General features: G+C 46.5%; 17 protein-coding genes and 1 pseudogene. 12 read left to right on the top strand and 6 right to left on the bottom strand.

Going from position 1 to position 22910, the window contains the following annotated elements; translation table 11 throughout:
- The 5 genes and pseudogenes from ABXR35_RS18455 to ABXR35_RS18435 all read left to right on the top strand — a co-directional run.
- The coding region (locus tag ABXR35_RS18455) for an RHS repeat-associated core domain-containing protein (RefSeq protein ID WP_367063495.1) at positions 1–999 on the top strand (999 nt) is incomplete at its 5' end.
- Positions 980–1501: a hypothetical protein gene (locus ABXR35_RS18450; RefSeq protein ID WP_367063494.1), complete on the top strand. Its 522-nt coding sequence runs from the start codon at positions 980–982 to the stop codon at positions 1499–1501. The genes ABXR35_RS18455 and ABXR35_RS18450, both read left to right, overlap by 20 nt.
- A gap of 421 nt (positions 1502–1922) precedes the next feature.
- Entirely contained in the window at positions 1923–3548 is a 1626-nt protein-coding gene (locus tag ABXR35_RS18445; RefSeq protein WP_367063493.1) for a deaminase domain-containing protein, read from the top strand.
- A gap of 15 nt (positions 3549–3563) precedes the next feature.
- Positions 3564–3938 carry an Imm3 family immunity protein gene (locus ABXR35_RS18440; protein WP_367063492.1) on the top strand — a complete coding sequence of 125 codons (375 nt, stop codon included), beginning with the start codon at positions 3564–3566 and terminating at the stop codon, positions 3936–3938.
- A 117-nt stretch (positions 3939–4055) separates the two neighbouring features.
- Positions 4056–4298 (top strand): annotated as a pseudogene (locus ABXR35_RS18435) (immunity 53 family protein); the annotation flags it as partial.
- 117 nt (positions 4299–4415) lie between these two features.
- Here the strand turns inward: ABXR35_RS18435 and ABXR35_RS18430 are convergent.
- Complete coding sequence (locus ABXR35_RS18430; protein WP_367063491.1) at positions 4416–5144, bottom strand: amino acid ABC transporter ATP-binding protein; 729 nt, start codon at positions 5142–5144, stop codon at positions 4416–4418.
- Positions 5137–6600, bottom strand: a complete 1464-nt coding sequence (locus tag ABXR35_RS18425; protein ID WP_367063490.1) for an amino acid ABC transporter substrate-binding protein/permease — start codon at positions 6598–6600, stop codon at positions 5137–5139. The genes ABXR35_RS18430 and ABXR35_RS18425 overlap by 8 nt, the downstream gene beginning before the upstream one ends.
- A gap of 343 nt (positions 6601–6943) precedes the next feature.
- Here ABXR35_RS18425 and ABXR35_RS18420 point away from each other — a divergent pair, with 343 nt between their 5' ends.
- From ABXR35_RS18420 to ABXR35_RS18395, 6 genes are all read left to right on the top strand, one after another.
- Entirely contained in the window at positions 6944–7867 is a 924-nt protein-coding gene (locus ABXR35_RS18420; protein ID WP_367063489.1) for a nucleoside hydrolase, read from the top strand.
- Between the two features lie 522 nt (positions 7868–8389).
- A complete protein-coding gene (locus ABXR35_RS18415) occupies positions 8390–9187 on the top strand; it encodes a DeoR/GlpR family DNA-binding transcription regulator (protein ID WP_367063488.1) in 798 nt (265 codons plus the stop codon).
- 246 nt (positions 9188–9433) lie between these two features.
- Positions 9434–10705 (top strand): threonine ammonia-lyase IlvA, encoded by a 1272-nt coding sequence (gene ilvA, locus ABXR35_RS18410; RefSeq protein WP_367063487.1) that lies wholly within the window; start codon positions 9434–9436, stop codon positions 10703–10705.
- A gap of 154 nt (positions 10706–10859) precedes the next feature.
- The gene (locus tag ABXR35_RS18405) at positions 10860–11159 is read left to right on the top strand and encodes a putative quinol monooxygenase (protein ID WP_367063486.1); all 300 of its coding nucleotides are present in this window, start codon (positions 10860–10862) and stop codon (positions 11157–11159) included.
- Positions 11160–11511: 352 nt separating this feature from the next.
- On the top strand, positions 11512–13698 hold the full coding sequence (locus ABXR35_RS18400; protein ID WP_367063485.1) for a S8 family serine peptidase: 2187 nt from the start codon (positions 11512–11514) through the stop codon (positions 13696–13698).
- Between the two features lie 46 nt (positions 13699–13744).
- On the top strand, positions 13745–14392 hold the full coding sequence (locus ABXR35_RS18395) for an S-layer homology domain-containing protein (RefSeq protein WP_367063484.1): 648 nt from the start codon (positions 13745–13747) through the stop codon (positions 14390–14392).
- A 223-nt stretch (positions 14393–14615) separates the two neighbouring features.
- Here the strand turns inward: ABXR35_RS18395 and ABXR35_RS18390 are convergent, their stop codons facing one another.
- From ABXR35_RS18390 to ABXR35_RS18380, 3 genes are all read right to left on the bottom strand, one after another.
- Positions 14616–15383 (bottom strand): hypothetical protein, encoded by a 768-nt coding sequence (locus tag ABXR35_RS18390; RefSeq protein WP_367063483.1) that lies wholly within the window; start codon positions 15381–15383, stop codon positions 14616–14618.
- A gap of 226 nt (positions 15384–15609) precedes the next feature.
- Entirely contained in the window at positions 15610–16569 is a 960-nt protein-coding gene (locus tag ABXR35_RS18385; protein WP_367063482.1) for a polysaccharide deacetylase family protein, read from the bottom strand.
- 599 nt (positions 16570–17168) lie between these two features.
- The gene (locus tag ABXR35_RS18380; protein ID WP_367063481.1) at positions 17169–20339 is read right to left on the bottom strand and encodes an alpha-mannosidase; all 3171 of its coding nucleotides are present in this window, start codon (positions 20337–20339) and stop codon (positions 17169–17171) included.
- 487 nt (positions 20340–20826) lie between these two features.
- Here ABXR35_RS18380 and ABXR35_RS18375 point away from each other — a divergent pair, with 487 nt between their 5' ends.
- Positions 20827–21720 carry a DMT family transporter gene (locus ABXR35_RS18375; RefSeq protein ID WP_367063480.1) on the top strand — a complete coding sequence of 298 codons (894 nt, stop codon included), beginning with the start codon at positions 20827–20829 and terminating at the stop codon, positions 21718–21720.
- Positions 21721–21873: 153 nt separating this feature from the next.
- On the opposite strand, the gene ABXR35_RS18370 is transcribed toward ABXR35_RS18375, so the two are convergent.
- The gene (locus tag ABXR35_RS18370; RefSeq protein WP_367063479.1) at positions 21874–22569 is read right to left on the bottom strand and encodes an ArsR/SmtB family transcription factor; all 696 of its coding nucleotides are present in this window, start codon (positions 22567–22569) and stop codon (positions 21874–21876) included.
- Positions 22570–22910 lie beyond the last annotated feature (341 nt).

The following is a 22910-nucleotide window of genomic DNA, read 5'->3' as shown; positions in this document are numbered from 1 at the left end:
GGCAACCGAATCGAGATGAAGCAGCGCAAATCGGTAATCCGGTATGTAGTGGATGAATCGTCTCCACTCAGTCGGATGCTGATGGAAGTGAACGAAGACGGCGAAGCCTTCGCTTGGTATGTGTATGGACTGGGACTGATTGGACGCGAAGACGCGGACGGACAGTATCTGAGTTATCACAGTGACTTGCGGGGAAGTACGACGATCCTGACGAACGAAGCCAGTCAGGTGACGGACCGCTATACGTATGGGCTGTATGGTGAACTCACGTCGCATGAAGGCAGCACAAATCAGCCATTTCGCTACAACGGACGAGACGGTGTCCAGACGGACCCGAACGGTTTATACTATATGCGAGCGCGGTACTATGATCCGAAGCTAAAGCGCTTCTTGAATCGAGATGTGATTCAGGGAACGATTACCGATGGGCAGACGTTCAATCGATATGCGTATGTCAATGGGGATCCGGTTAGTTATATTGATCCATTGGGTTTATCTAAGGAATTTAGTTGTGGGAATAAACAGAAACAGCTACCTTCTGATGAAATTTTGTCTGATGCTGTGAAAGAATGGTCAAATATGCAGAAAAAATTAGCACCATCAGCAAGAAAGAAAGATAGGTTTAATACTGCTACTTTAGCTTATGATTTACAAAATGATAAGTATTACTATGGCATGAATAAAGGGGTAATGCTGAGTGGAGATAGCAAAAGTCCGATATTATATGGTGGGAATAAACAGTCGGGACTATTGCCGCAAGAATCCCTGAATAGGTATGATATAGGTAATTGTTCAGAAGTTGATGCAGTAAATCAAGCTTTAAATCATGGTTCAAATGTAAAAGATTTATATTTATATACTATTGAGACTACTCGAAAAAATTTTGGTTTGGCAAAAGATGCTTGTGCAAATTGTACAATTACATTTAGAGGAAGCGTAGCAGATACTATTACTGGCTGGTATAAAGGAGATGGAGAAATTGAATATCGATTTATTTAAATCAGTTTCTATTCGAGGTAGGGTAGCCTATGGGATTTGCTGTTTTGAGAATGTATTACTATCGCTGGATTATCATTCAGAGGATTGGAAGATTGTATTAAGACATCTATGGAGATTTATGAGCGAGCCTCTCTTAGATGATTGTTTTAGTGTTATGGTCGAATTAATTCCTGACAATTTAACAGAAACTCCTGTATACGATGAAGATTTTGAACAAATAACAAATGAAGAATACCTTGCATTATATCAGTTATATCAAAATATTGATGAATTCATAACAGTCTTACTAAGAGATATATATTATATTTGTGCTGTTCATGCTTACAGTAGTATCGTAGGTTATGGCAAAGAAAGCTTGAACAGTTTACAGGATCTCATATGTCATATGAATGAACGAAATTTCCCTTTACCAGATTATGTCCGTTTTTTAGAGTTTTCACTCGAAGAAGACGACAAATGGGGAAAGGATTTTGATGGTACTAAATTATCCAAAATACTATAGTTTTAGTAATTAAATTCAATTTTTGCTTTAAAGAAAATTAATAGTATTTTAATTTTCATATTCAAATATGGATTACAATTTCTTATGATCGATGAGAGTTTATAAACTCTCATCGATCTATTTTTATATTGTTTGAATACGATGAAAATAATTCCAAGTGATCCAAATCCAGCGTTATTACGAAAAAGCATAAGACAGTCAATTATACACAGCGGCAAAATCAAAGTATAGTATAAAGAAATTACAATCTCATCTACATAAGCTTCACTACGACATCAGATGCAACACGCAGTATCAAAGGACCAACCTAGAAGGGAAGTGAGAACCTCAGGCTCTGTTCGGTCAGTTACAGATGTACCCGATAGATCTACACGGTTTCGGGCAATAAATGGAGTGGACACAATACTATCCGGATGGAGAAATGGTAGAATATCGGTACACGGAAGCGGGAGAACTGAGCGAAGTCAAGGACTGGAACGGTCGATTGACAGCCTACCGGTACGATCGCAGTGGGCGCCTGATCCAAACGCGCCGTCCCAACGGTAGCCGAGAAGAACGAAGCTACGATGCCGCGGGTCAGCTGACCCGGTTAACAGATACGAGCGGGCTAGGGATTCGGTTACAACAGTTCCGGTATACGTACAGCCCTGCTGGACAGCTCCTGCAAGAAGAAGACCGGCAGTACACGTATGATAACTTCAAGCGCCTGATTCATGGACAGTTACCAGACCAAACGATCCGGTATACGTATGACCGGGCAGGGAACCTGACCGAAGAGCAAAGAGAGCTAGCTGGCATCGCTTCGTCCAGTGGCTCCTCTAGTTCATCGAGCCGTGCGTCTACGCAGCAATGGTTCTACCAAGCAGACAACCGACTGCTACGTGTGGGTGAGTACCCGGTCGAACTGGATGCAGATGGCAACCTATTGTATGCGACCGATGGCGAACAGATGGGAGCGTATGAGTATGATGCCCGGAATCGCTTAATCCAATCTGGACGGCTACGCTATCGCTACAGTGCCAGCGGCAACCGGATTGAGATGAGGCAGCGCAAATCGGTGATCCGGTATGTAGTGGATGAATCGTCTCCACTCAGTCGGATGCTGATGGAAGTAAACGAAGAGGGCAAAGCCTTAGCTTGGTATGTGTATGGACTGGGACTGATTGGACGGGAAGACGCGGACGGGCAGTATCTGAGTTATCACAGTGACTTACGGGGAAGCACGACGATCCTGACGAACGAAGCCAGTCAGGTAACCGACCGCTATACGTATGGGCTGTATGGCGAGCTAGAATCGCATGAAGGCAGCACGAATCAGCCGTTTCGCTACAACGGACGAGACGGTGCCCAGACGGACCCGAACGGTTTATACTATATGCGAGCGCGGTACTATGATCCGAAGCTAAAGCGCTTCTTGAATCGAGATGTGATTCAGGGAACGATTACCGATGGGCAGACGTTCAATCGATATGCGTATGTGAACGGAAACCCAGTTAGCTATGTTGATCCGTTAGGTTTGGAAAAAGCTAAGCTTGGTAATTGCTCGGCAAATAATCCATACCCTACAAGAGCAATTGATCCTGCAACAGAAGGGCATATGATCGATAGGGTGAGAGAGTTACGATCTTCACTAACAAGTGGTCTTAAAAGGGGAGGTAATTTCGCATTAGCAGAGGTTAATATCATAGGTAACTCACAAAAAGAATATTTTGCTCATAGTGGTATAGATAAACTAACTGGAACTTTAGCAGAAAGAGTTCCTACTATATCGTTGCAGCCTAAAAACCCCGTATTTGAATCTACTTTGGCTGTTGGTAAAGAGGGTGAGCCATATAGTAGAGCTTCTGATACAGAATATAAAATAATTAATCACCTTGCAAATCAATTGGGAGAACAAACAACAGTAAGTGGTAATATCAAATTATTCACTGAACTAGATACCTGTTCCAGTTGTAATAGAGTTATTGCTGAGTTTGCGTCAAAATACAAAAATATAGCTGTGGAAGTTATTCATAATAATGGTGAAAGACTTATCAAAAAACTTTAATGGGAGGCGAAAATAGTGAGTGAATGGGACTACGAATACGAAGAACTACTTGAAGAAGTACAATGGACTTATATGAATTATATTGAACAGGGATTAAGTGAGCGACTTGCTATAGCAAGAACATTATACGATTATGAAACTATAGAAAATGAAGGAGAACTCGAAACTATCATTATCAGTGTAGCTATTGGACAAATAGCCTCATCTCATAAAACAATTTTTATAGGTAGGCTTAATTATGTAATAGAAATGTTAAGTAAATTTGAAGAAAATAAATTTGCCGACAAATTGTCCAAGGAAGAACTTCAAGATTTGAGTGCTAGAATCAAGAATGTTTTAGCAACAATCAAGAAAATGCCTATTGAATATAAACCAGGAGTTGAGTCATGATAAATATTCAGATCGTCTTCAGACATATCTATTGGACTGGATTTTATATGCAAGGAGAATAATGAAGTGAATGATCTAAAATGATTGCAAAAGTGGTACTTATGACAATGCAATGGATACTGGCAGCATGAGTATGGCATCACTATAGTGACATTAGATAATCCCGGTTGGCGTGTGACAGTGAACTTAAAAGACACCTCATTACAAACCAAACCAATGGAACCTGTGCAAATGGAACGAAGTGAAGACGATTGGATATATAGTAAGCTGGAAAACGATAGTTTCTATGGTACTGGAGGCTCCGGTAATCTGAAAGAGATTCTACAAGCATTTCGTTGTGCAACTACATTTCAGCCATAAATACAATAAAGCCCGAGATCAGCAATGCGATGCTGATCTCGGGCTTTTATTTCTATCGATTAGCATTAAAAATGAATACCACAGCAGCTACATTACCCTGCTGCTAGATCCCAATGCCTACAAAACCTTCTCCAAAAAGCTAATCGTCCGCTCATGCTTCGGACTACCAAATACCTGCTCAGGAGAGCCTTCTTCCACGATATAACCGCCGTCCATGAAGATCACGCGATCCGCTACTTCACGGGCAAAGCCCATTTCGTGCGTCACGATCATCATGGTCATGCCCTCGCTGGCGAGGGTTTTCATAACGCCGAGCACTTCGCCGACCATTTCTGGGTCGAGGGCGGATGTCGGTTCGTCGAACAGCATAATATCTGGGTTCATCGCCAGTGCGCGGGCAATCGCCACGCGCTGCTTTTGACCGCCGGACAGGCTGCCTGGGAAGGCATCTGCTTTGTCGGACAATCCTACGCGATCCAGCAGCTTCAGCGCGGTTGCTTTGGCTTCGGATTCGGACTGTTTTTTCAATTCAATCGGTGCAAAGGTGATATTTTTCAGCACGCTCATATGCGGGAACAGGTTAAAGTGCTGGAATACCATACCGATGTTTTCACGGACTTTGTTAATATCCGTTTTGTTGTCGCTAATATCGTAATCGTCGACCACGACGCGACCAGCAGTGATTTCTTCTAGTTTGTTCACACATCGGAGCAGTGTACTTTTACCGGAACCGGATGGACCGATGACACAAACGACTTCGCCTTCGTTGATGCGCATATTGATGTCCTTCAGTACTTCATTGGAGCCGAAGCTCTTTTTGAGATTGGTGACTTCGATTTTACCCACGGCGTGTTCTCCTTTCGACGGTGTCAGCGATTTTGGTCAGGATGGTGATAACGATGAGGTACATGATGGCAACCATGGACCAGATTTCGAATGAAGCATAGTTGTTCGCGATAATGATTTTACCGGATTGCGTCAGTTCGACCAAGCCGATGACAGACATGATGGACGTATCTTTCAGTGTAATAACGAGCTGATTGATAAACGAAGGAATCATGACTTTGATTGCTTGCGGAATAATAACTTTGATCATCGCGGTACGGTATGGCAGACCGAGGGAACGAGCTGCTTCCATTTGCCCTTTATCGATCGATTGAATACCGCCACGGATAATTTCAGTTACATATGCACCGGCATTCAAGCTCAGCGCCAGCACGGCACCGACGATCAGCGGCATCTTAAAGCCAAAGGCAGCAGGCAGACCGAAATAGATAAAGAAGCCGAGTACGATCAGTGGAATACCGCGGAAGATATCGACGAAGATCGTAGCGATCGCGCGTCCCACTTTGTTATGACCGACTTTCAAGAAGGCAAAGATCAGACCGAGAATAAACGCAAAGAACAGCGACAGTACCGTATACAGCAGTGTCATACCCAGACCTTTGAGTAGTTCTGGGAATGCTGCGGTCATGATTTCCAGTTTGCTTTGAGGTGCTTTAGGCGTTGTGGATTCTTGACCAGGTTTGGTATCGCCCAGATATTTGGCAACGATTTTGTCGTATTCGCCATTGGCTTTCAGGTTAGCTAGACCGGCATTGAACTTTTGCAGTAGCTCCTGATTTCGACCTTTGTTGACAGCAAATCCGTAAGGAGAGCCTTTTTCTTTTTCCGTTACGGTTTGCAATTGCAGACCTTTTTGAATGGCATAGGCGATAACCGGATAATCGTCAAAGCACGCGACCGAGTTACCGGAAACGACTTCTTGATACATCTGTGCAGAATCGTCAAAAGGAACCATGGTAAAGCCATATTTGTCCTTGATCGATTCAGCGAAGGAATAGCCTTCGGTACCCGTTTTAACGGCTACGCGTTGTCCGCGCAGATCGTCGTAGCTCTTAATATCGCTATTGTTGCGTCCTACTGCCATAACGACACCAGATTCGTAATAAGGGGATGAGAAGTCAAAGGTTTGCTTACGCTCATCCGTAATACTCATACCAGCAATCATGCCGTCAATTTGATTTGCTTGCAGTGCCTGCAATGCAGCACTAAAGCCGAGGGGACGAATCTCGTATTTGAAGCCTTGATCTTGGGCAATCGCTGCTACAAGATCCATATCAATCCCGATATATTTACCGTCTTCCTGAAACTCAAACGGCGCGAACGTAATATCCGTTCCGATTAGATAGGTTTTACCTTCTGTAGATTGGGCAGATGCACTAGGGCTGAAGCTGCCCGTACAAATTCCGAAAACAAGAAGGAACGCCATGGATAGCCACATCAACCTGGATTTCTTCATAATATCCTCCATTTCATTTGTTACATGATTTCGATGGTGTGATGATCAGCGACAAACTTCCGCCAACTGACGGAAGAGTAATATTGCATGCACATCGTATGTAACATTAAATGTCTCACATCACATATCCTCTTATTCTACAAAAAAAATCGTCGGTTGACTATAGTGCTGTGAAGCTGGAATGAATGCAATTTGAGGAATATGCTGTATATTGTGGCACATAACCTGCCGGAAGCGTTATCAATATGCAGCCCAACAACGATTTTGAAACAGATATTGTCATGTTACAGTTGACCAACGTATCATAGAAAACAACAATATATAAGGATAAGGAGATCGGCAGATGAAAAAATCAGTTATTTTAGATGTAGATACAGGAATCGACGACTCGCTAGCGATTGCTTATGCTGTGCATTCACCAGAGCTGGACATTCTGGGCATGACGACCGTATTCGGCAATATTACCGTCGAAGAGGCAACACGCAATACATTGGTTGTATTGGATCAACTGGAACGCCCACTGCCTGTATATGCAGGCGAAGGCAAGCCGCTGACTCGCGAGTATACCAAGCCATTTGCCCGTCATATCCACGGTGAGGATGGCATTGGCAATCAGTATCGTGAGCCGTCTGCACGTCAGGCAGAGCGCTTGTCTGGTCCTGAGTTCATCGTACAGCAGGTGATGGATAATCCGGGGCAGGTCACAGTCATTGCGGTAGGTCCGCTGACGAATATTGCGCGCGCATTACAGCTAGAGCCACAGATTGCGCAGCATATGGAGCGCTTGATTGTGATGGGCGGGGCGGTTACGGTGCCAGGCAATGTAACGCCTTATGCGGAAGCCAATACGTATTCTGATCCAGATGCAGCCGCGCTTGTGTTTGGCTCTGGCTTGAAGGTAACGCTGGTTGGACTGGATGTAACGATGCGCACGCTGCTAACTGCGGCTCATCTGGAGCAGTGGCGCAGCACGAATAGCAAAGTGGCGAATTTCCTCGCTGATATGACGGACTTTTATATGGAAGCGTACAAGGGCTTTATCCCTGACGGTCGTGGCTGTGCACTGCATGATCCATTAGCAGTAGGGGTGGCGATTGATGCTAGCTTTGTGCAGACGGAATCGTATCATATCCATGTAGAGTGTGGGGATGCCGATATGTTGGGCAAAACCACAGGAGTACATGCTGGTGATGGACCGCGTATCGATGTAGCGCTAGATGTGGATGCAGAGCGGTTTGTTGAGCATTTCTTGAGTCGGATCGTGTAAAGGTAAGGTAGATATAGGCTGAATAATCAGTTGAATAGAGTAAGAAAGCCGCATTTCCATCAGGGAATGTGGCTTTATTTTGTAAAATGGAGCTATGAATAGAAGTTTGTATTTCCTTCTATCTATTCATCTGGTAAAGTAAATCGAAACGTTTCACAACCAATTAATGTAATAAATGGAATGTATTCAAGAAATTCAAAGTCAAAATAAGAGAATAAGCCCTTTTTTATTGTGACACCACTCCAAATACGGTATATTGAAATATATGAACATTTTGCAGACGTGCAATAATGACAGGTACAAAAGCATAAGCGTTTACATGCTGTTCTAATGCTACATGATCTCTCTGCAGGCAGAACGGAATACACAAGCAAGATACTGGAATAGCGATACAATTTGTACTGCGTCTAGCCTACATTCAACCCTTGTATACAGTAACTCTACACAGACCTGATGATTCAATGAATATCCGAAGCTTGCAGACCCGATCGACAATTTATATAGTAAGGCCAGGTGTACTCAATGAGCAGCAAAAATCCGAGGCGACAAGATGCATTATCCGCAGCACAACGCAAACTCGAGACCCTGCGAATTCTTGAAGCGGAGGGGACGGTCCGTGTATCTGGACTGAGCCGCCGTTTTAATGTGACCGAGGAGACAATCCGGCGTGATCTGGAACGTCTAGAAATCGAAGGGATCGTTGTGCGTACGCACGGCGGTGCGGTATTCAACCGTAACCGTGAACAATACGAATCTCCAGCCGTTCAGCGGGAGACTCAAAATATTCAAGAGAAAAAGGCGATTGTGGAGCACGCGCTGTCGCTGATTCAGCCAGGCGATGTGATTGCTCTGGATGCCAGCACAACCTGCCTGCATCTGGTGAAGCAATTGCCGAATCGTCCATTGACCGTACTGACCTATTCGTTGGCAATTGCCAATGAACTGGTACCGAAAACAGAAATCAATGTGATTTTGATCGGTGGTTATCTGGATCGCGATTCGATGGCGAATACAGGGATTCATGCTGAGAAAATGGTCGAAAGCTACCATGTCGACAAATTCTTGTTTTCCTGCCACGGCTTCGACTTGACGCGCGGACTGACAGAACCGTCTGAAGCGCATGTACAATTAAAAAAGAAAATTATCGAGATTTCTGACGAATTGATTCTGCTGACCGACAGCTCCAAGTTTCGCCGCAAATCGCTGGTCCGTTTTATGGGCATGGAGGACCTGCATCGTTTTATTACCGACGATCAGCTACCAGAAGAAGCGATTCACGAACTAGAGGAAATGGGTGTAGACGTCATCGTAGTGGATTGATACTTTGCCGCACTGGATCAACAGGGCGGCTTTTTTGTATCTTCATTCATCTGGAAGCATAAAATGCACAGAAGATACTTGAAATTACCCATACATAGGAGTACCTTAGAAAAATGACAGAATTCGTAATATTCAATTGCATCCGTTCCTGACAGCATGTAGTATGAGTACAGATTAAGTCCCACGGCAACGTGGACTATAAAACGAAACATGACGGGATGGGCGTCTGGAGTGAGGAGAAAAGAAATGAAAGCAACGGAGGAACACAATTCGCAAACAGTCGGCATGGAGGATATTGTACGAGCACATCATGTGCTGCGCGACGTTATTGTACGCACTCCGCTGCAGCGCGATGTCACATTGTCCGAGAAGTACGAATGTGAAGTGTATTTGAAGCGTGAGGATTTGCAGGTGGTGCGCTCATTCAAGATTCGCGGCTCTTACAACCGGATTCGCAGCTTGTCTGCTGACGAGTTGGAGCGTGGCATTGTCTGCGCGAGTGCGGGTAACCACGCACAAGGCTTTGCTTTTTCCTGTCGTCAGCTCAACATTCAAGGCAAAGTCTATATGCCAACCACGACCCCGAACCAAAAGGTGAAAATGGTCAAAAAGTTCGGTGGTGCCAATGTGGAGGTCATTCTGATCGGCGATACCTTTGATGATGCGTATGCTGAAGCGATCAAAACATGCACAGAGCACAATATGAGCTTTATTCATCCCTTTGACGATCCGCATATTATCGCGGGTAACGGTACCGTCGGCATGGAGATTATGGAGAGTCTGGATCATCCGGCAGACTATATGTTTATTACAATCGGCGGCGGCGGTCTAGCAGCCGGAGTTGGAAAATATATTCATACCATTAGTCCGTCCACACGTCTGATCGGCGTGGAGCCGCTGGGTGCAGCATCGATGAGCGAAGCGATTGCACAAAATCAAGTCGTCACGCTGGACGAGATCGATAAGTTTATCGACGGCGCTGCTGTGAAGCGGGTTGGACAGATGACGTACGACATTTGCCGTGAGGTACTGGACGATGTAGTCAAAGTACCAGAAGGCAAAGTCTGCTCCGCCATTCTGGATATGTACAACGAAAATGCGATTGTTGCCGAACCAGCAGGCGCTTTGCCGATTGCTGCGCTGGATATGTACCGCGAGCAGATCAAAGGCAAGACGATTGTCTGCATCATTAGCGGCGGTAACAACGATATTGACCGTATGCAGGAGATCAAGGAGCGTTCCCTGATCTATGAAGGCTTGAAATACTACTTTACGATTAACTTCCCGCAGCGTGCAGGTGCACTGCGTGAGTTTTTGGAAAAAGTATTAGGTCCGAACGACGATATTGCCCGTTTTGAATATACGAAAAAGCACAACAAAGAGAACGGCCCCGCACTGGTCGGTATCGAGCTGAGTTCGCCGGATGACTACGGCGCACTCATTCAGCGCATGGAAGATCACGGCATCCGCTATGTGGAGCTGAACCGCGATCCGAATCTGTTCAATCTATTGATCTAATGCACATATGCCCGGCAGAATCGTTGATCTTCAACTGCTGCCGGGCTGTTTGTTATGGGCAAAATTAGTATGCGTTTGGTTTTTGTATCGAAATGATCTATACTATATAAAGTAAGCAACATACAGTTTATAACTAACGAGGAGGAACCACCCTATGTTTATTATTCATGCCAATATGCTGATCAAACCAGAAAAAGTAGATGAATTTCTGACTCAAATCGATGCACTTGTTACTGCATCGCAAGCCGAAGAAGGTAATATCAGCTATGTGCTGAAACGCGATATTAAGCAGGATAACCTGTTTACTATGGTAGAAGAATGGAAAGACAACGAAGCGATTCAATCGCACAATGCAACTCCGCATTTCCAAAAATTTGTAAAAGATATGCAGCAGTTTGCCGCAGCTCCATTGGATGCAAAAGTATTCGAAGCTACGGAAGTAAAACGCGGTTAATAGGCGTAGCCACTGGGCTATTCGCTGTTATATGTATATAGTGTAAATGCTAGTATGAGCATTTTTTTATATCGAATATAAGTTCGCATCCCCCTTTGAAAAAAAGGGGGATTTTTTCTATGATTGCTATACATAAAGCATAATCAATGTCCGATATATTTCACTAAGTTAGCTTGTCGAATAAACTCGAATCATTACGGATAAAGACAGAACGCCCTTTATATATAGCCCTTCTTTATGTGCCACATCCGTTTGTAGTTCGGCGGTATTCCAGCTATCCACAGCAATATCCACTATATAGATCGGCAGCAACAGATGTTGCATCGACGCCGAATGGGAGGAAGTAAACAGCATGAGGAAAAAGACAGTTACCCTGTGGATTGCTTCGTTATTTACCGTGTCCTGCCTCGTTGGCACGACATCGGCATACGGACCAAATCAGGCATTCGCCGCAGGCGCAGAGCAGGATGTCATTGTTGTATATAAAAACGAGGACGGCAAAGAAGCCGTGCTTGATCAGAGTGTAGAAGTACAGCACGAATTTAAGACGGTACCTGCTGTATCGGCAACCGTCACACAAGCGGATCTGACTGATCTGGTTAACGATCCGAATATCGCTTATGTGGAACGCAATGTTCCTTTTCAATTGACGGATGATGAGGTTACGCCGCTGGCAAGCACCGATCCTGTCAATGCCAATGAACAATCCAACTGGAACTATCAAGCAGAACAGCCCAATCTGGAATGGGCAAAAGGCTATAACGGTTCTGGCATCAAGGTAGCAGTCATCGATTCTGGTATCGCAGCTCACCCCGAATTAACGATAGCTGGTGGTGTATCTACTGTGGATTACACGACCTCGTATAACGACGATAATGGACACGGTACGCATGTCGCTGGTATTATCGCCGCGCACAACAATGACGGTCAAGTGACTGGTATGGCTCCGGGCGTACAGCTGTATGCAATCAAAGCAATGGGTTCCAATGGTCAAGGAAACCTACAGGATGTAACGGAAGGTGTAGATTGGGCAATTCAGAACCATATGGATGTGATCAATCTGTCGCTTGGCTCGGAGTATGACTCCCAAGTGCTTCATAATATGCTGGATCAGGCGTATCAAGCTGGTATTGTTGTTATCGCATCGGCGGGCAACAGCGGCTCTGGTACAGATACCGTAAACTACCCTGCCAAATACAGTAGTGTGATCGCGGTTGCAGCAGTCGATCAAGATATGAAACGCGGTAGCTTTTCCTCCACTGGTCCTAAGGTAGAGGTAGCTGCACCGGGTGTGAATATCGTCTCTACGTATCTGAACAACGGCTATGCAATTGCTAGCGGTACATCGCAGGCAGCACCGCACGTAGCGGCAATGGCAGCGATTTTGAAGCAAGAAAACCCATCCCTTTCTGCATCGGCATTGCGTAGCAAATTGCAGGATTACGCAGTCGATCTTGGCACAGCAGGACGAGATAACGAATACGGATATGGTTTTGTAACGTTCAAACCAAAAATGGATACGACAGCGCCGGGTGAAGTTAGCCAGCTGCAAGCCAGCCAAATTGGTACAGACCAGATCACATTCAACTGGCAAAATCCATCAGATACGGACTTTGCTGGCGTGCATGTGTATGACAGCAGCAGCCAACTCGTACAAACCGTACAAAATAATGTATATACCGCGCAAGGATTAACGCCGGATACAGTTTATAATTTCACGATGAAAACGTTCGACGCCAAAGGCAATGAATCCGCTGGTAAAAGTGTAACCGCGAAAACATCGGCTTTGGAACCGTCTGCGAATACGCCGAGTGATAGCTCGACTCAGCCAGTGCAAAGCACACCAACACCAGCGGTAACTCCAACACCAGTTGTTACACCGACTCCGGCTGTAACGGTACCTGTTGTGACTACACCCGCACCCACGAATCAGGTAGCTCTTGTACCTGGTGGCGGTGGTGGCGGAGGCGGGGGCGGCGGTGGTGGAGGCGGTGCAGCAGCACCACGTCCATCCACTGTAAAAGCGCCTGCCGCACAGACACCAGTAGCACTCACACCAACACAGAAGGCACAGCAGCAATTAAACAACGCCAAGTCCTCTGGTAAAGCGGCAGATGTGATCAAAGCCGGTTTTGCTGGTCGCGGATTGAACGATGCCAGCTTCAGCAAGCAGCTTGACCAATTGAAGCAAAGTCTGGGTATCAAAGACTTGCCGACACGCACCAGCTTGCCAAATGCGGTTCCTGTACGCATCAGCTTGCAGGTCGCTACGAAGAACACACAGTACAAATATATTGATCCGTCTTCGATCAATACCAATACGATCACCGTGCTGGACGGCAGCGGCAATGCGGTAGGCAATGTGAAGTTGGATGTGAAATTTAACCGTATCTTCATTACGCCAACGACTGGCAACTTTACTTCCGGTCAGACGTACACCGTTGTTCTGGAAAAAGGCGTGAAGGGTAAATCATCCGCCAATGCAGATCAAACCAATGCACTGACCAACCCGCTTATCCTGCAATTCACTACTCGATAAGATCATTTATCACGGCTTGCCGTTTGATGAAGAAAGGTGTACAACGATGAACAAAAAAATAGTAGCAGCACTACTGCTCAGTCTGTGTCTGCTGTTCACATTAACTGCTGCAATGCCCGCTCAACAGGTACAAGCGGCGAACGGAAAGCTCTTTTCCGATGTGTCCAATAGCTACTGGGCACGCGATACGATTGAATGGGGCGTAAACGCTGGTCTGGTGAAAGGCTACGCGGATGGAACCTTTAAGCCGAGCAAAACAGTTACAGAAGCTGAATTTCTAGCCATGCTGGTTCGCTCGTACGAGCCAGAAGTAACCGCCAGCAGCAAAGGCAACTGGGCATCTCCATATTATGCTCGTGCCAAAGCACTGAATTATCCGGTACAAAGCTATATTGATCTGTCTTCCCGCAGTAAAGTGATCACTCGTGCCAAAGTTGCTGAATTGATTTCGGCAGCGGACGGCGTGAATTTTAGCGGTGATAATGCGATTCGCTACCTGCTGGCATTCGGGTTAGCTAACGGCAGTAATGCTGGTCAGGCGACAGTGGCTTCTTTCAAAGGAAGTCAGTCCTTGACTCGTGCGGAAGCATTGCAATTTATTAAAAACTTCGTTGATTATGGTGCTGGTGATCTGCTGGATCGTCCACAGGACGCATCCAATGCGGCGGATATTCCGGCAGTCGCGGATCGTTGATTTGATTGTCTTCCGTGGATAGATAGCTAGCATTATAACGATTTGATAGGAACATCAAAAAGCCTCCTTCCCACATGCACAAGGTATATCCGATACAGGATGACCGGATAGCATGGGGAACGAGGCTTTTTTTGTTGAGAACAAGTGGGCTGCTATTGTGATATTAAAACGATGCAAGAATACACATAGAGCAGACATATCGTCATTCCAAAGAGTATAGGGATCAGTGCAGGTTTATCAGTGATGAAAGCTGCGTACGATTGAGCGCTTGGATTCCTTTGACCTGCTGGGTTCGTAAAATGTAACGATATAACTTGTAGTGGTCGGATGGATACTCACTGGCAAAGTCCAGCGTTGTTCCCTGCTTGTTCCACAAGACTACAGCGGTGGATATCCAATTGGATACGCGTGGGATACGGATGCAGGTGCTGGAGCTGGCTTTGTAAATGGCGATGCGGCTATAATCGGTCGTACCATACGCAACTGCCAACTGATCCCTTTGCGGAGACCAATTGTATACCGATACCGTTTCGACCGTAGTGGGAGCAGGAAGTACATCGTTTAGAATGGTGAAGGAAGCTGTTTGTACATGAAATACAATCAGTTGGTAACCGGCTTCTTTGCTTGTTTGAATAGCGACATAATTGCCAGAAGGCGAGACGGACATGGACATCAGATCGACTGCTGGTTCCGTCAGTGCAATATTGTAGTTCTTGTGGTTATAGGCAAGATGAATCGTATGTACGGTAGCAGCTGGTAACGTAGTATTAGCAGGCTTTTTGATACTGACTGTGATGGTGCCGGATGTGAGTGATGTGGTGGAACTTGTATGATGGACTTGTTTTTGCACATACGGAATCGCGTATTCGTACTGAGTTGATGGGAGATTGGCTTGGGTTGTTGTCGATGCAGCAGCATCACTAGGAGGAACAGGAAGTGTTGATAATATTACCGCTGTACATAGTGAAACGATACCTATTGCTTTGTTCATGTGAATGGGCTCCTTTTGTAGTGTATGTACTTTAATAATAAAAATCTCCTGACCATGAAGCATGCTTCCATGATATGAATATACATGGTGAACGACGCTCTGGTCAGGAGAATTCTTGTGTACGGTGTGCTAATTATGCGTGATGGCAATATACGCTTCGGCTAGGAACAGACAGAGAGTGTCTGCACTATAATCCAGCGGAAGCATCCATTAGAACGGATAATGTTTAAAATGCGACAGGTGCCGAGCCGTCGGGATCGTGATCCATGTGCAGTAGTTCCGGCAGGTTGGTAGTGGAGATGACAGTCAGACGCTTCAATTGATACGGGTCATCGCCAGGACGGATAAAGCCCTGATGGACGGTGAATGCCATCCGATAGCCGGATTCCTTGAGCGCATAGATCATTTGCATACGGAAATCGCCGAATGGATAAGCGAAATACGGAGTATCGATACCAGCTTGGCTACGCATGATTTTGTCATCCGCCATAAATTTGTCCTGATCCATACCAGCGGCATAATCGTCGCCGCAATGCAGCGGAGCCTTGAAGTGCAGGTTGTACGTATGGCTGTTGAACTCAAATACGTCGCTGCTTTCTTTCATCTCCGCACGCGAGACATAGCTTGTTTTGGATGGATTGAAGGTTTGCGTTTTTTCCTGAATTTTGGAGCCTACGACAAACATAGTCGCGTGAAACCCATACTTTTTCATAATCGGATACGCATAGATGATATTGTTCTGGTAGCCGTCGTCAAAGCTGAGTACGACCGTATTTTCCGGTAGTGTCTTTTGTTCATCGACGTATTGCTCTAGCTCCTGCAAGGTAGCGGTATGGTAGTGATTCTCATGCAGGTACTGCATATCCTTTTCAAATGCTTCTAGGTTGATGATCGAATTGTTATTCGGCTCGGTGTTGTATTTTGCCGGAACGATGTAGTGGTACATCAGCACAGGCACTTTGTCGGCAGTGCCTTGTGGTACGACATAATCAGCTGCCAGCGCTACATTGCGCTGATCCAGCACATCCCGATGCTCCAGATAGAAGGCTTCATTTTTGGCAGCAACCCATGAGCTACAGATTTTATGGGCAAGAATAGAAGATTTGGGGAAGTTCACCCCGAGCACATAGACGACGAGCAGCATCGCCAGCAGGGCGAACATATACTTTTTCCAGGGCTTACGCATGCTTTTAGGTATGTCTCCTTTGATGTGATAATATACGGGCAGCAATCGGCCTTGCTGCGCCAATCCTCATTTATCTTAAAGCAATTCACCATAGGAAAAGTTACATTCCGGCTGAAGAATAGTAACAGCATGGCGGTTGACTTTTGGTTTCATAAATGTTTATCGGCGGACAGGCATGGTCATTGTACTCGTTTTCGTTTTTTTAGTTATATCAGAAATATGTATGAAAAGTGTGTGAAGGGTTATCCATCGAACAATGCTACAAGAGGGCAGGCTTTCTGCGTAAATGGAAATAAATCACACGATATGTGAGCTAATAGTTAAACGCAATGGCATAGTAAAAGTTGCGTTGATGCACGCAAAGCAGAGAATACGATGTATAGAAGGAAGGATAACGAATGGACAAAAAGCACCGACTTTGTTCTCCATAAGGAAACAGGTAGCGGTGCTTTTGCCATATTTGGCTTGGGGAATATTTATGTTGTCTAATGGAAATGACAAGTGCTGTATCGTTCAGATGCTCATACAATTGCCATGGTGCATAGTGTTCAAACGATACAGATTGGCGCGATGCAGATAATCGGTAGTGGGGAAGCTGATTAGACGTTACCGTTTAGCTGAATCTCGAAGGTCTTGATCTCGTATGGCTCTAATACGAAATGGATATTATCTCCCTCATGCCAAGCTTCCTGCTCTGGCTTTTCCATCAGATTACATTCGCGATAACTTCCAATATGCAAATCACTGCGCAGCTGCAAACGCTGACGACTGCCAGAGTAATCGTGGATGCGCAGGATGATATGCCCGCTATCTTCAGCTTTTTTGACAGCAGAGATCATGGCAGTGGAATGAGACAGGCTGAACAACGAGCGGGCTAGTGTATCCGCGCTGCCCTCGCTGTAACGAAGTGGGTTGTTCAGCGCCCATGCTGCGGGTACAGTGCCGCCCTGTAGCCAGTCTCCTTCATGCGGCAGCAGGGAATACGTAAATGCATGATGCCCCTGATCTGCCTCCACATCTGGATGGATGGCGCACTTGATGAGCGATAGACGCAGCACGTTGTTTTTGATGTCATAGCCATATTTGCAATCGTTCAACAGACTGACGCCATATCCACGATCAGACAAATCTGCCCACTGATGACCGACTGACTCAAAGCGTGCGCTGTCCCAGCTCGTATTCCAGTGTGTCGGACGCTTCACATTGCCGTACTGAATATCGTACGTCGCTTCGGTGGAGCGCACATTAACGGGGAAGGCGACCTTCAGCAATTGCTGGCGCTCATGCCAATCTGCTTCGGTTACAAAGTCGATCCGTCGATCATCGGCATACAGAATCATATGCTGGGAAATGGTCGATTGTCCTACGCTCCATACGAATCGGATTACCGTGCGCAGCATACCCGTTTCCAGCACTTCGGTATGTGTTAGCTGCTGCACTTCCTTCATTTTCTCCTGATAATAGATATCGATATCCCACGCATCAAAGTTCAGCGGTTTATCCTCGAACAATTGCAGCACATTGCCCTTTGCTCCCGCTGCTAGCACTTCGCGGTCTGCCTGACGGTCATACAATCTAGTCAATTGACCAAATTCGTTCCATTCCACTTCATAAAATGGCGTCTGTATGCGCTGTTGTTCCACGGTAAAGGGAGACGCATATTCGGGTGCAGCGGTAGTCGTATCCAGTGCGATCGTCGTGTAGCCGAGGGAAGGGACTTCGTTTACCTGCACGACCCAATGATCATGCTTGAGCTGGGCCGATACTGGATTACCGTTAACGTCTGTCCAGCTGCCAGTCTGAGCATCCTCATGCGCTGGGATGACCAGCACACCATCGCTTGCCCACGGAGCGGAGTTCCAGACGGTGTACGTTTGCTGAGTGGGCGTAGAGACAGCAGAAGAAGGATCTGCAATGAGCGATTGCTGTGCTTGTTGCAGTGCATGTGTACCGATCTGCCATGCCTCTGCATATTCCTCTGTACTATCCTCGTATACCTCGCGAATCGACGAGCCGGGGATAATATCGTGAAATTGGTTGCGCAGGATGATTTTCCAGCCGTCATTCAATGTCTGCTGCGGATAAGCTGACCAGTCCGCATTGCTAACGCTTTGCCACACATTGAGCCATTCTGCGTCGCGATACAGCAGCTCCAACTTGCGATTCATGCGCTTGTTGTATGCCTGACTTGTATATGTACCGCGATGGTATTCCAGATACAGCTCACCATCCCATGTGTGTACATAGCTGTCAGTGTTATTTACCGTGTCCTGCAAACGGCGGAAATAATCGCCGGCTGTCCCCGTATCCAAATGCGGCAAGCCCGGCATACGGTCGATCCGACGGCGCATTTCCAGCATCGTCCGGTTAACGCCGCCACCGCCATCCCCATATCCATAGGAAACAAGCAGCTCACGGTTCATTTCCTTGTCGCGATACGCTTCCCAGCTACCCTTGATCGTCTTCGGTACCAATTGACCATTATAGGTATAAAACCATGAGCCTGGTTCTGACCACGGCTCGGTTGTCGTAATAAAATGAGTCAGCACTTCGGAGCCATCGATACCGCGCCAGTGGAATGTATCATGCGGCATTCGGTTGTACTGGTTCCAGCTGATCTTAGTCGTCATAAAGGTGTGAATGCCCGATTTTTTCAAAATTTGCGGCAGTGCCCAGCTGTAGCCAAACACATCAGGCAGCCACAGATAGTCATTTTCCACTCCAAATTCGTCACGGAAAAAGCGTGTGCCGAGCAGCAGCTGACGAGTCAACGATTCGCCACTGGTCAGGTTACAGTCGGCTTCCAGCCACATCCCACCGCCTGCTTCCCAGCGCCCATCGGCAACCTTTTGCTTGATCTGCTCATACAGCTCAGGTGCATCCTGCTTCACATAGTCATACAGTTGCGGCTGAGTTTGCAAAAAGACATATTCCGGGAACTTGTCCATCAGTCGCATCACGGTGGAGAAGGAGCGTATCGCTTTTTCACGGGTATGCTTGAGTCGCCATAACCAAGCAACATCGATATGAGTATGACCGAGTGCGGTTAGCTTCACTGAGGAATGCTTACCGATCTCGCTCACCATGTTCTCTAGTAATTCATTTGCTTCGGAAACGCTCTCATAAAAGGATTCCGATCCGGGTACAGTCCAATCAATCAGGCGAAATGCACGATCCACCGCACGCAGCAGATCAGCACGCTCCGGTGCATGCTCATCCAGCACAGCTACCGTCTCGATGACCGTCATACCCGTATAGTACAGATTGTCTGCTGCTTCATCCAGCCAGCACAGCTCGGCGGTTTTCAGTTCATGCTTTTGTAGGCGAGGTTGCCCGCCGCCCTCCAGACCTGTCCATAAACGAAAGGTCAATTGCTGCGTCTGCCCAGCAGCAGTATCTGGCAAAAAGACCTCCATATGATTGGAGTCCACGCCTTGATACGGTTGACCATTCACATACAGCAGGGATTCAAAGCCGGAATTGGTGCCGCCGCCTGTTTTGCCAAAATGAAAACGTCCCAGAATCTGCTTGCCTTGCCAGTCTGCGGGTACCTCTACACTTGCCGCGAGCCATAAATAACGGTCGCGTCCACTCCAGCTGTCACCCAGCTTCATCGTTGTCCATTGGTCATCCGGCTGCGGTGCGGCTCCATGAATCTGAAGCCCTTCATCTTCTAACGTTTGAAACGAGGATAACACAACAGCTTCCCGATAACGATAACCGTCTAGCTCACGCAGACGGGATGTGATCTTTTGCTCTGTCAAAAACATACCTTCACTCCTTGATCGTTGGTGGATTTCCGTTACTCAATCGGTGAATACATTTGTATGTCTGTGCAATGGTTGGAGTTACATGGACGGCATTGGGGGATCGCTATAGGGCTAAACCTTATATTTGCCGTCACTCAGGTATCATGTTGTCATATGTAGGAGGGAAGTACAATATGTCATCTCTGAAGTCCAAATGACACTGCAAATACGACATACCGATAGGTTTGTGAGAGCAGTAGGACACTGATGGAATAGCCATTCTGCAAGCTTCACAGCAAAAAATACATATTCCGAATATGGTTACCAAGATGTAATCCACATTTCGATCACCGCTGAATGTTTCCCGCGATATAATCATCCCAGCGCTCGTGAAATATGACGTTTGTAACATAGAAGCGGGTAATGACATATCAGATGTGCGGAGTGGATACAGGCTGTGTGGCAGTTGTATATATTCTCTGGAAGCACAATCAAAGGAGAGAAACAGATGAATCGGATTCACATGCTGTTATTGATTGTATTAACGACGTTCCTGATGGGATCATCCTTTGCGATTGGAAAAATGGGATTGGTGTACGCATCGCCTTTGCTGCTGGCAGGCTTGCGCTTTTTAATCGCTGGGCTCATTATGGCGGTGCTGGTGCGTATATTACGCCAACGACATCCCGACAATCTGGCAGACTGGGGCAAAATGCTGCTGATCGGTGCTTTTCAGACGGCGGGTGTGATGGGTTGTGTATTTATTAGCTTGCGCACGATTACAGCGGGTGAGTCGTCGATTCTGACCTTTACGAATCCACTGCTAGTGGTTGTGTTTGGTACTTTATTTGCCGGTATGCGGTATCGCTGGTATCAATGGATCGGTGTGCTGCTGGGGCTGATCGGAGTGAGTATTACGGTAGGTGCGCAGCTGCAATGGAAAATCGGTCTTGTATTCGGTCTTGCCTCTGCCGTATCCTGGGCGACAGCGACGCTGCTTGTGAACCGTTGGGGGAGCGGATTGAATACATGGGTGCTGTCGGCGTATCAGATGCTGGGTGGTGGCGTGATTTTGCTGGTGTTCAGTCCATTGGTGGAGCAGCCGTTTTTTATATGGACGGGAGCATCGATTATGATTTTGCTATGGCTCAGTCTGCTGTCGTCGATTGTGCAGTTTGCGGGCTGGTATTATGTACTGCAAAACAGCGATCCGGGGCGTACAAGCGCATTTCTGTTTCTCGCACCGTTTTTCGGCGTATTGACCGGATGGCTACTGCTGGGTGAGCGTTTATATCCATCGCTGATTACAGGCGGGATTTGTATTCTGGCAGGAATTTATCTAGTGAATCGGCGTTTTGGAACGAGAGATGTACAGCAGATGAAGGCAGAGGGGAATCGTTGATTTTATACTAAAAAGGCTGGATATTACCGATCATTTGCGATGAACGATGAACAATAAAAAGAGCAGAACGGGCAGAAGGACGCCGGGCTGCTCTTTTTGTGATAAATTTTGTCATAGGAAAGGGGAGCAGTGGATCATTCCATTCCTGTTTGTTTAACGAGCATCCACCTGCACACCAAAATGCTGCTCAAACGCAGTCTGCCCCTCGGCAGTCACTTGTACCGCACGAATGCCCGGCACGCGTTCAATCCAAGCCTGATCCAGACAGAGATGCAGCAGCCCGTAGCCGAGTGCGCCGCCTAGATGATGCTTGCGCTCGCTCCAATCCAGACAGGCATGGGCAAAAGCGCGGCGTTTACGTCGTAGCTGCGATACATCCATACCTAGCCCAGTGAAAAAGGCTTCTCCTGCCGCGCTGATTGCAAACTCACCATCCTTGGCTACTAGATGTCCCTGCTGCACCATCGCCGTCGTTAGCGTGACGCCGAGTTGCCCTGCCAGATGATCGTAGCAGGTGCGTCCATAGCGCAGCCGATCCATTTGCTGAGATTGCTTTAACGAGCGTACCTCCGGCACTGGGCATATCGCGAGGAATTGCTCTAGCGTCTGCGCCATCTCACGGCTAGATAGACGATAGTAGCGATAACGACCATGCTTTTCCATGCTGACCCAGCCCTGTTCCGCCAGCCGCGCCAGATGAAAGCTAGCGGTTTGCGGTGTGATGGAAGCGGCATGTGCCAGCTCGCCAGCCGTATGAAATCGTCCGTCCAGCAAGGCGGTTAGCATATTGGCACGCGAAGGCTCACCCAGTATAGCGGCAACATTGGAAATATTGGAATGAAGGGTCATGATCATTACTCCTTTATGTAAAAGATACATTCATATTTCGATCATCATTTAATTATAGTATACATAGAATATGAAACCAATACAGCATCCGTTTCTCTACTTGCATGTCATGGTAAAATAAAGATAGACCTGCCAATATGCTTGATTCTGCATAATGGGCAGAGTGATCTATTATCGTAATCGGAGCAGCAAGGATGGATGTGCTCAGCTTTTTTTGAACGATTGGACATCTGGACAGAAACGACATTTTTGTATGATGTCTAATGAAAATCGCTGCGTAGTCAGCATCAATAAGCATCTATTGTATGTTCCTTATCGTACATGCTCCGTTTGGCTTCCTT

It is taken from the genome of Paenibacillus sp. JQZ6Y-1 (assembly GCF_040719145.1).
In the GTDB taxonomy this organism is placed as follows: Bacteria; Bacillota; Bacilli; order Paenibacillales; family Paenibacillaceae; genus Saccharibacillus; species Saccharibacillus kandeliae.
The sequence above is the reverse complement of the archived record's forward strand: the minus strand, read 5'-3'. Positions and strand labels throughout refer to the sequence as shown.

Coding starts and splice junctions, on each gene's coding strand:
- ABXR35_RS18445 (WP_367063493.1), top strand. CDS start 1,923: ATGGTAGAATATCGGTACACGGAAGCGGGAGAACTGAGCGAAGTCAAG.
- ABXR35_RS18425 (WP_367063490.1), bottom strand. CDS start 6,600: ATGAAGAAATCCAGGTTGATGTGGCTATCCATGGCGTTCCTTCTTGTT.
- ABXR35_RS18420 (WP_367063489.1), top strand. CDS start 6,944: ATGAAAAAATCAGTTATTTTAGATGTAGATACAGGAATCGACGACTCG.
- ABXR35_RS18415 (WP_367063488.1), top strand. CDS start 8,390: ATGAGCAGCAAAAATCCGAGGCGACAAGATGCATTATCCGCAGCACAA.
- ilvA (WP_367063487.1), top strand. CDS start 9,434: ATGAAAGCAACGGAGGAACACAATTCGCAAACAGTCGGCATGGAGGAT.
- ABXR35_RS18405 (WP_367063486.1), top strand. CDS start 10,860: ATGTTTATTATTCATGCCAATATGCTGATCAAACCAGAAAAAGTAGAT.
- ABXR35_RS18400 (WP_367063485.1), top strand. CDS start 11,512: ATGAGGAAAAAGACAGTTACCCTGTGGATTGCTTCGTTATTTACCGTG.
- ABXR35_RS18395 (WP_367063484.1), top strand. CDS start 13,745: ATGAACAAAAAAATAGTAGCAGCACTACTGCTCAGTCTGTGTCTGCTG.
- ABXR35_RS18390 (WP_367063483.1), bottom strand. CDS start 15,383: ATGAACAAAGCAATAGGTATCGTTTCACTATGTACAGCGGTAATATTA.
- ABXR35_RS18385 (WP_367063482.1), bottom strand. CDS start 16,569: ATGCGTAAGCCCTGGAAAAAGTATATGTTCGCCCTGCTGGCGATGCTG.
- ABXR35_RS18380 (WP_367063481.1), bottom strand. CDS start 20,339: ATGTTTTTGACAGAGCAAAAGATCACATCCCGTCTGCGTGAGCTAGAC.
- ABXR35_RS18375 (WP_367063480.1), top strand. CDS start 20,827: ATGAATCGGATTCACATGCTGTTATTGATTGTATTAACGACGTTCCTG.
- ABXR35_RS18370 (WP_367063479.1), bottom strand. CDS start 22,569: ATGACCCTTCATTCCAATATTTCCAATGTTGCCGCTATACTGGGTGAG.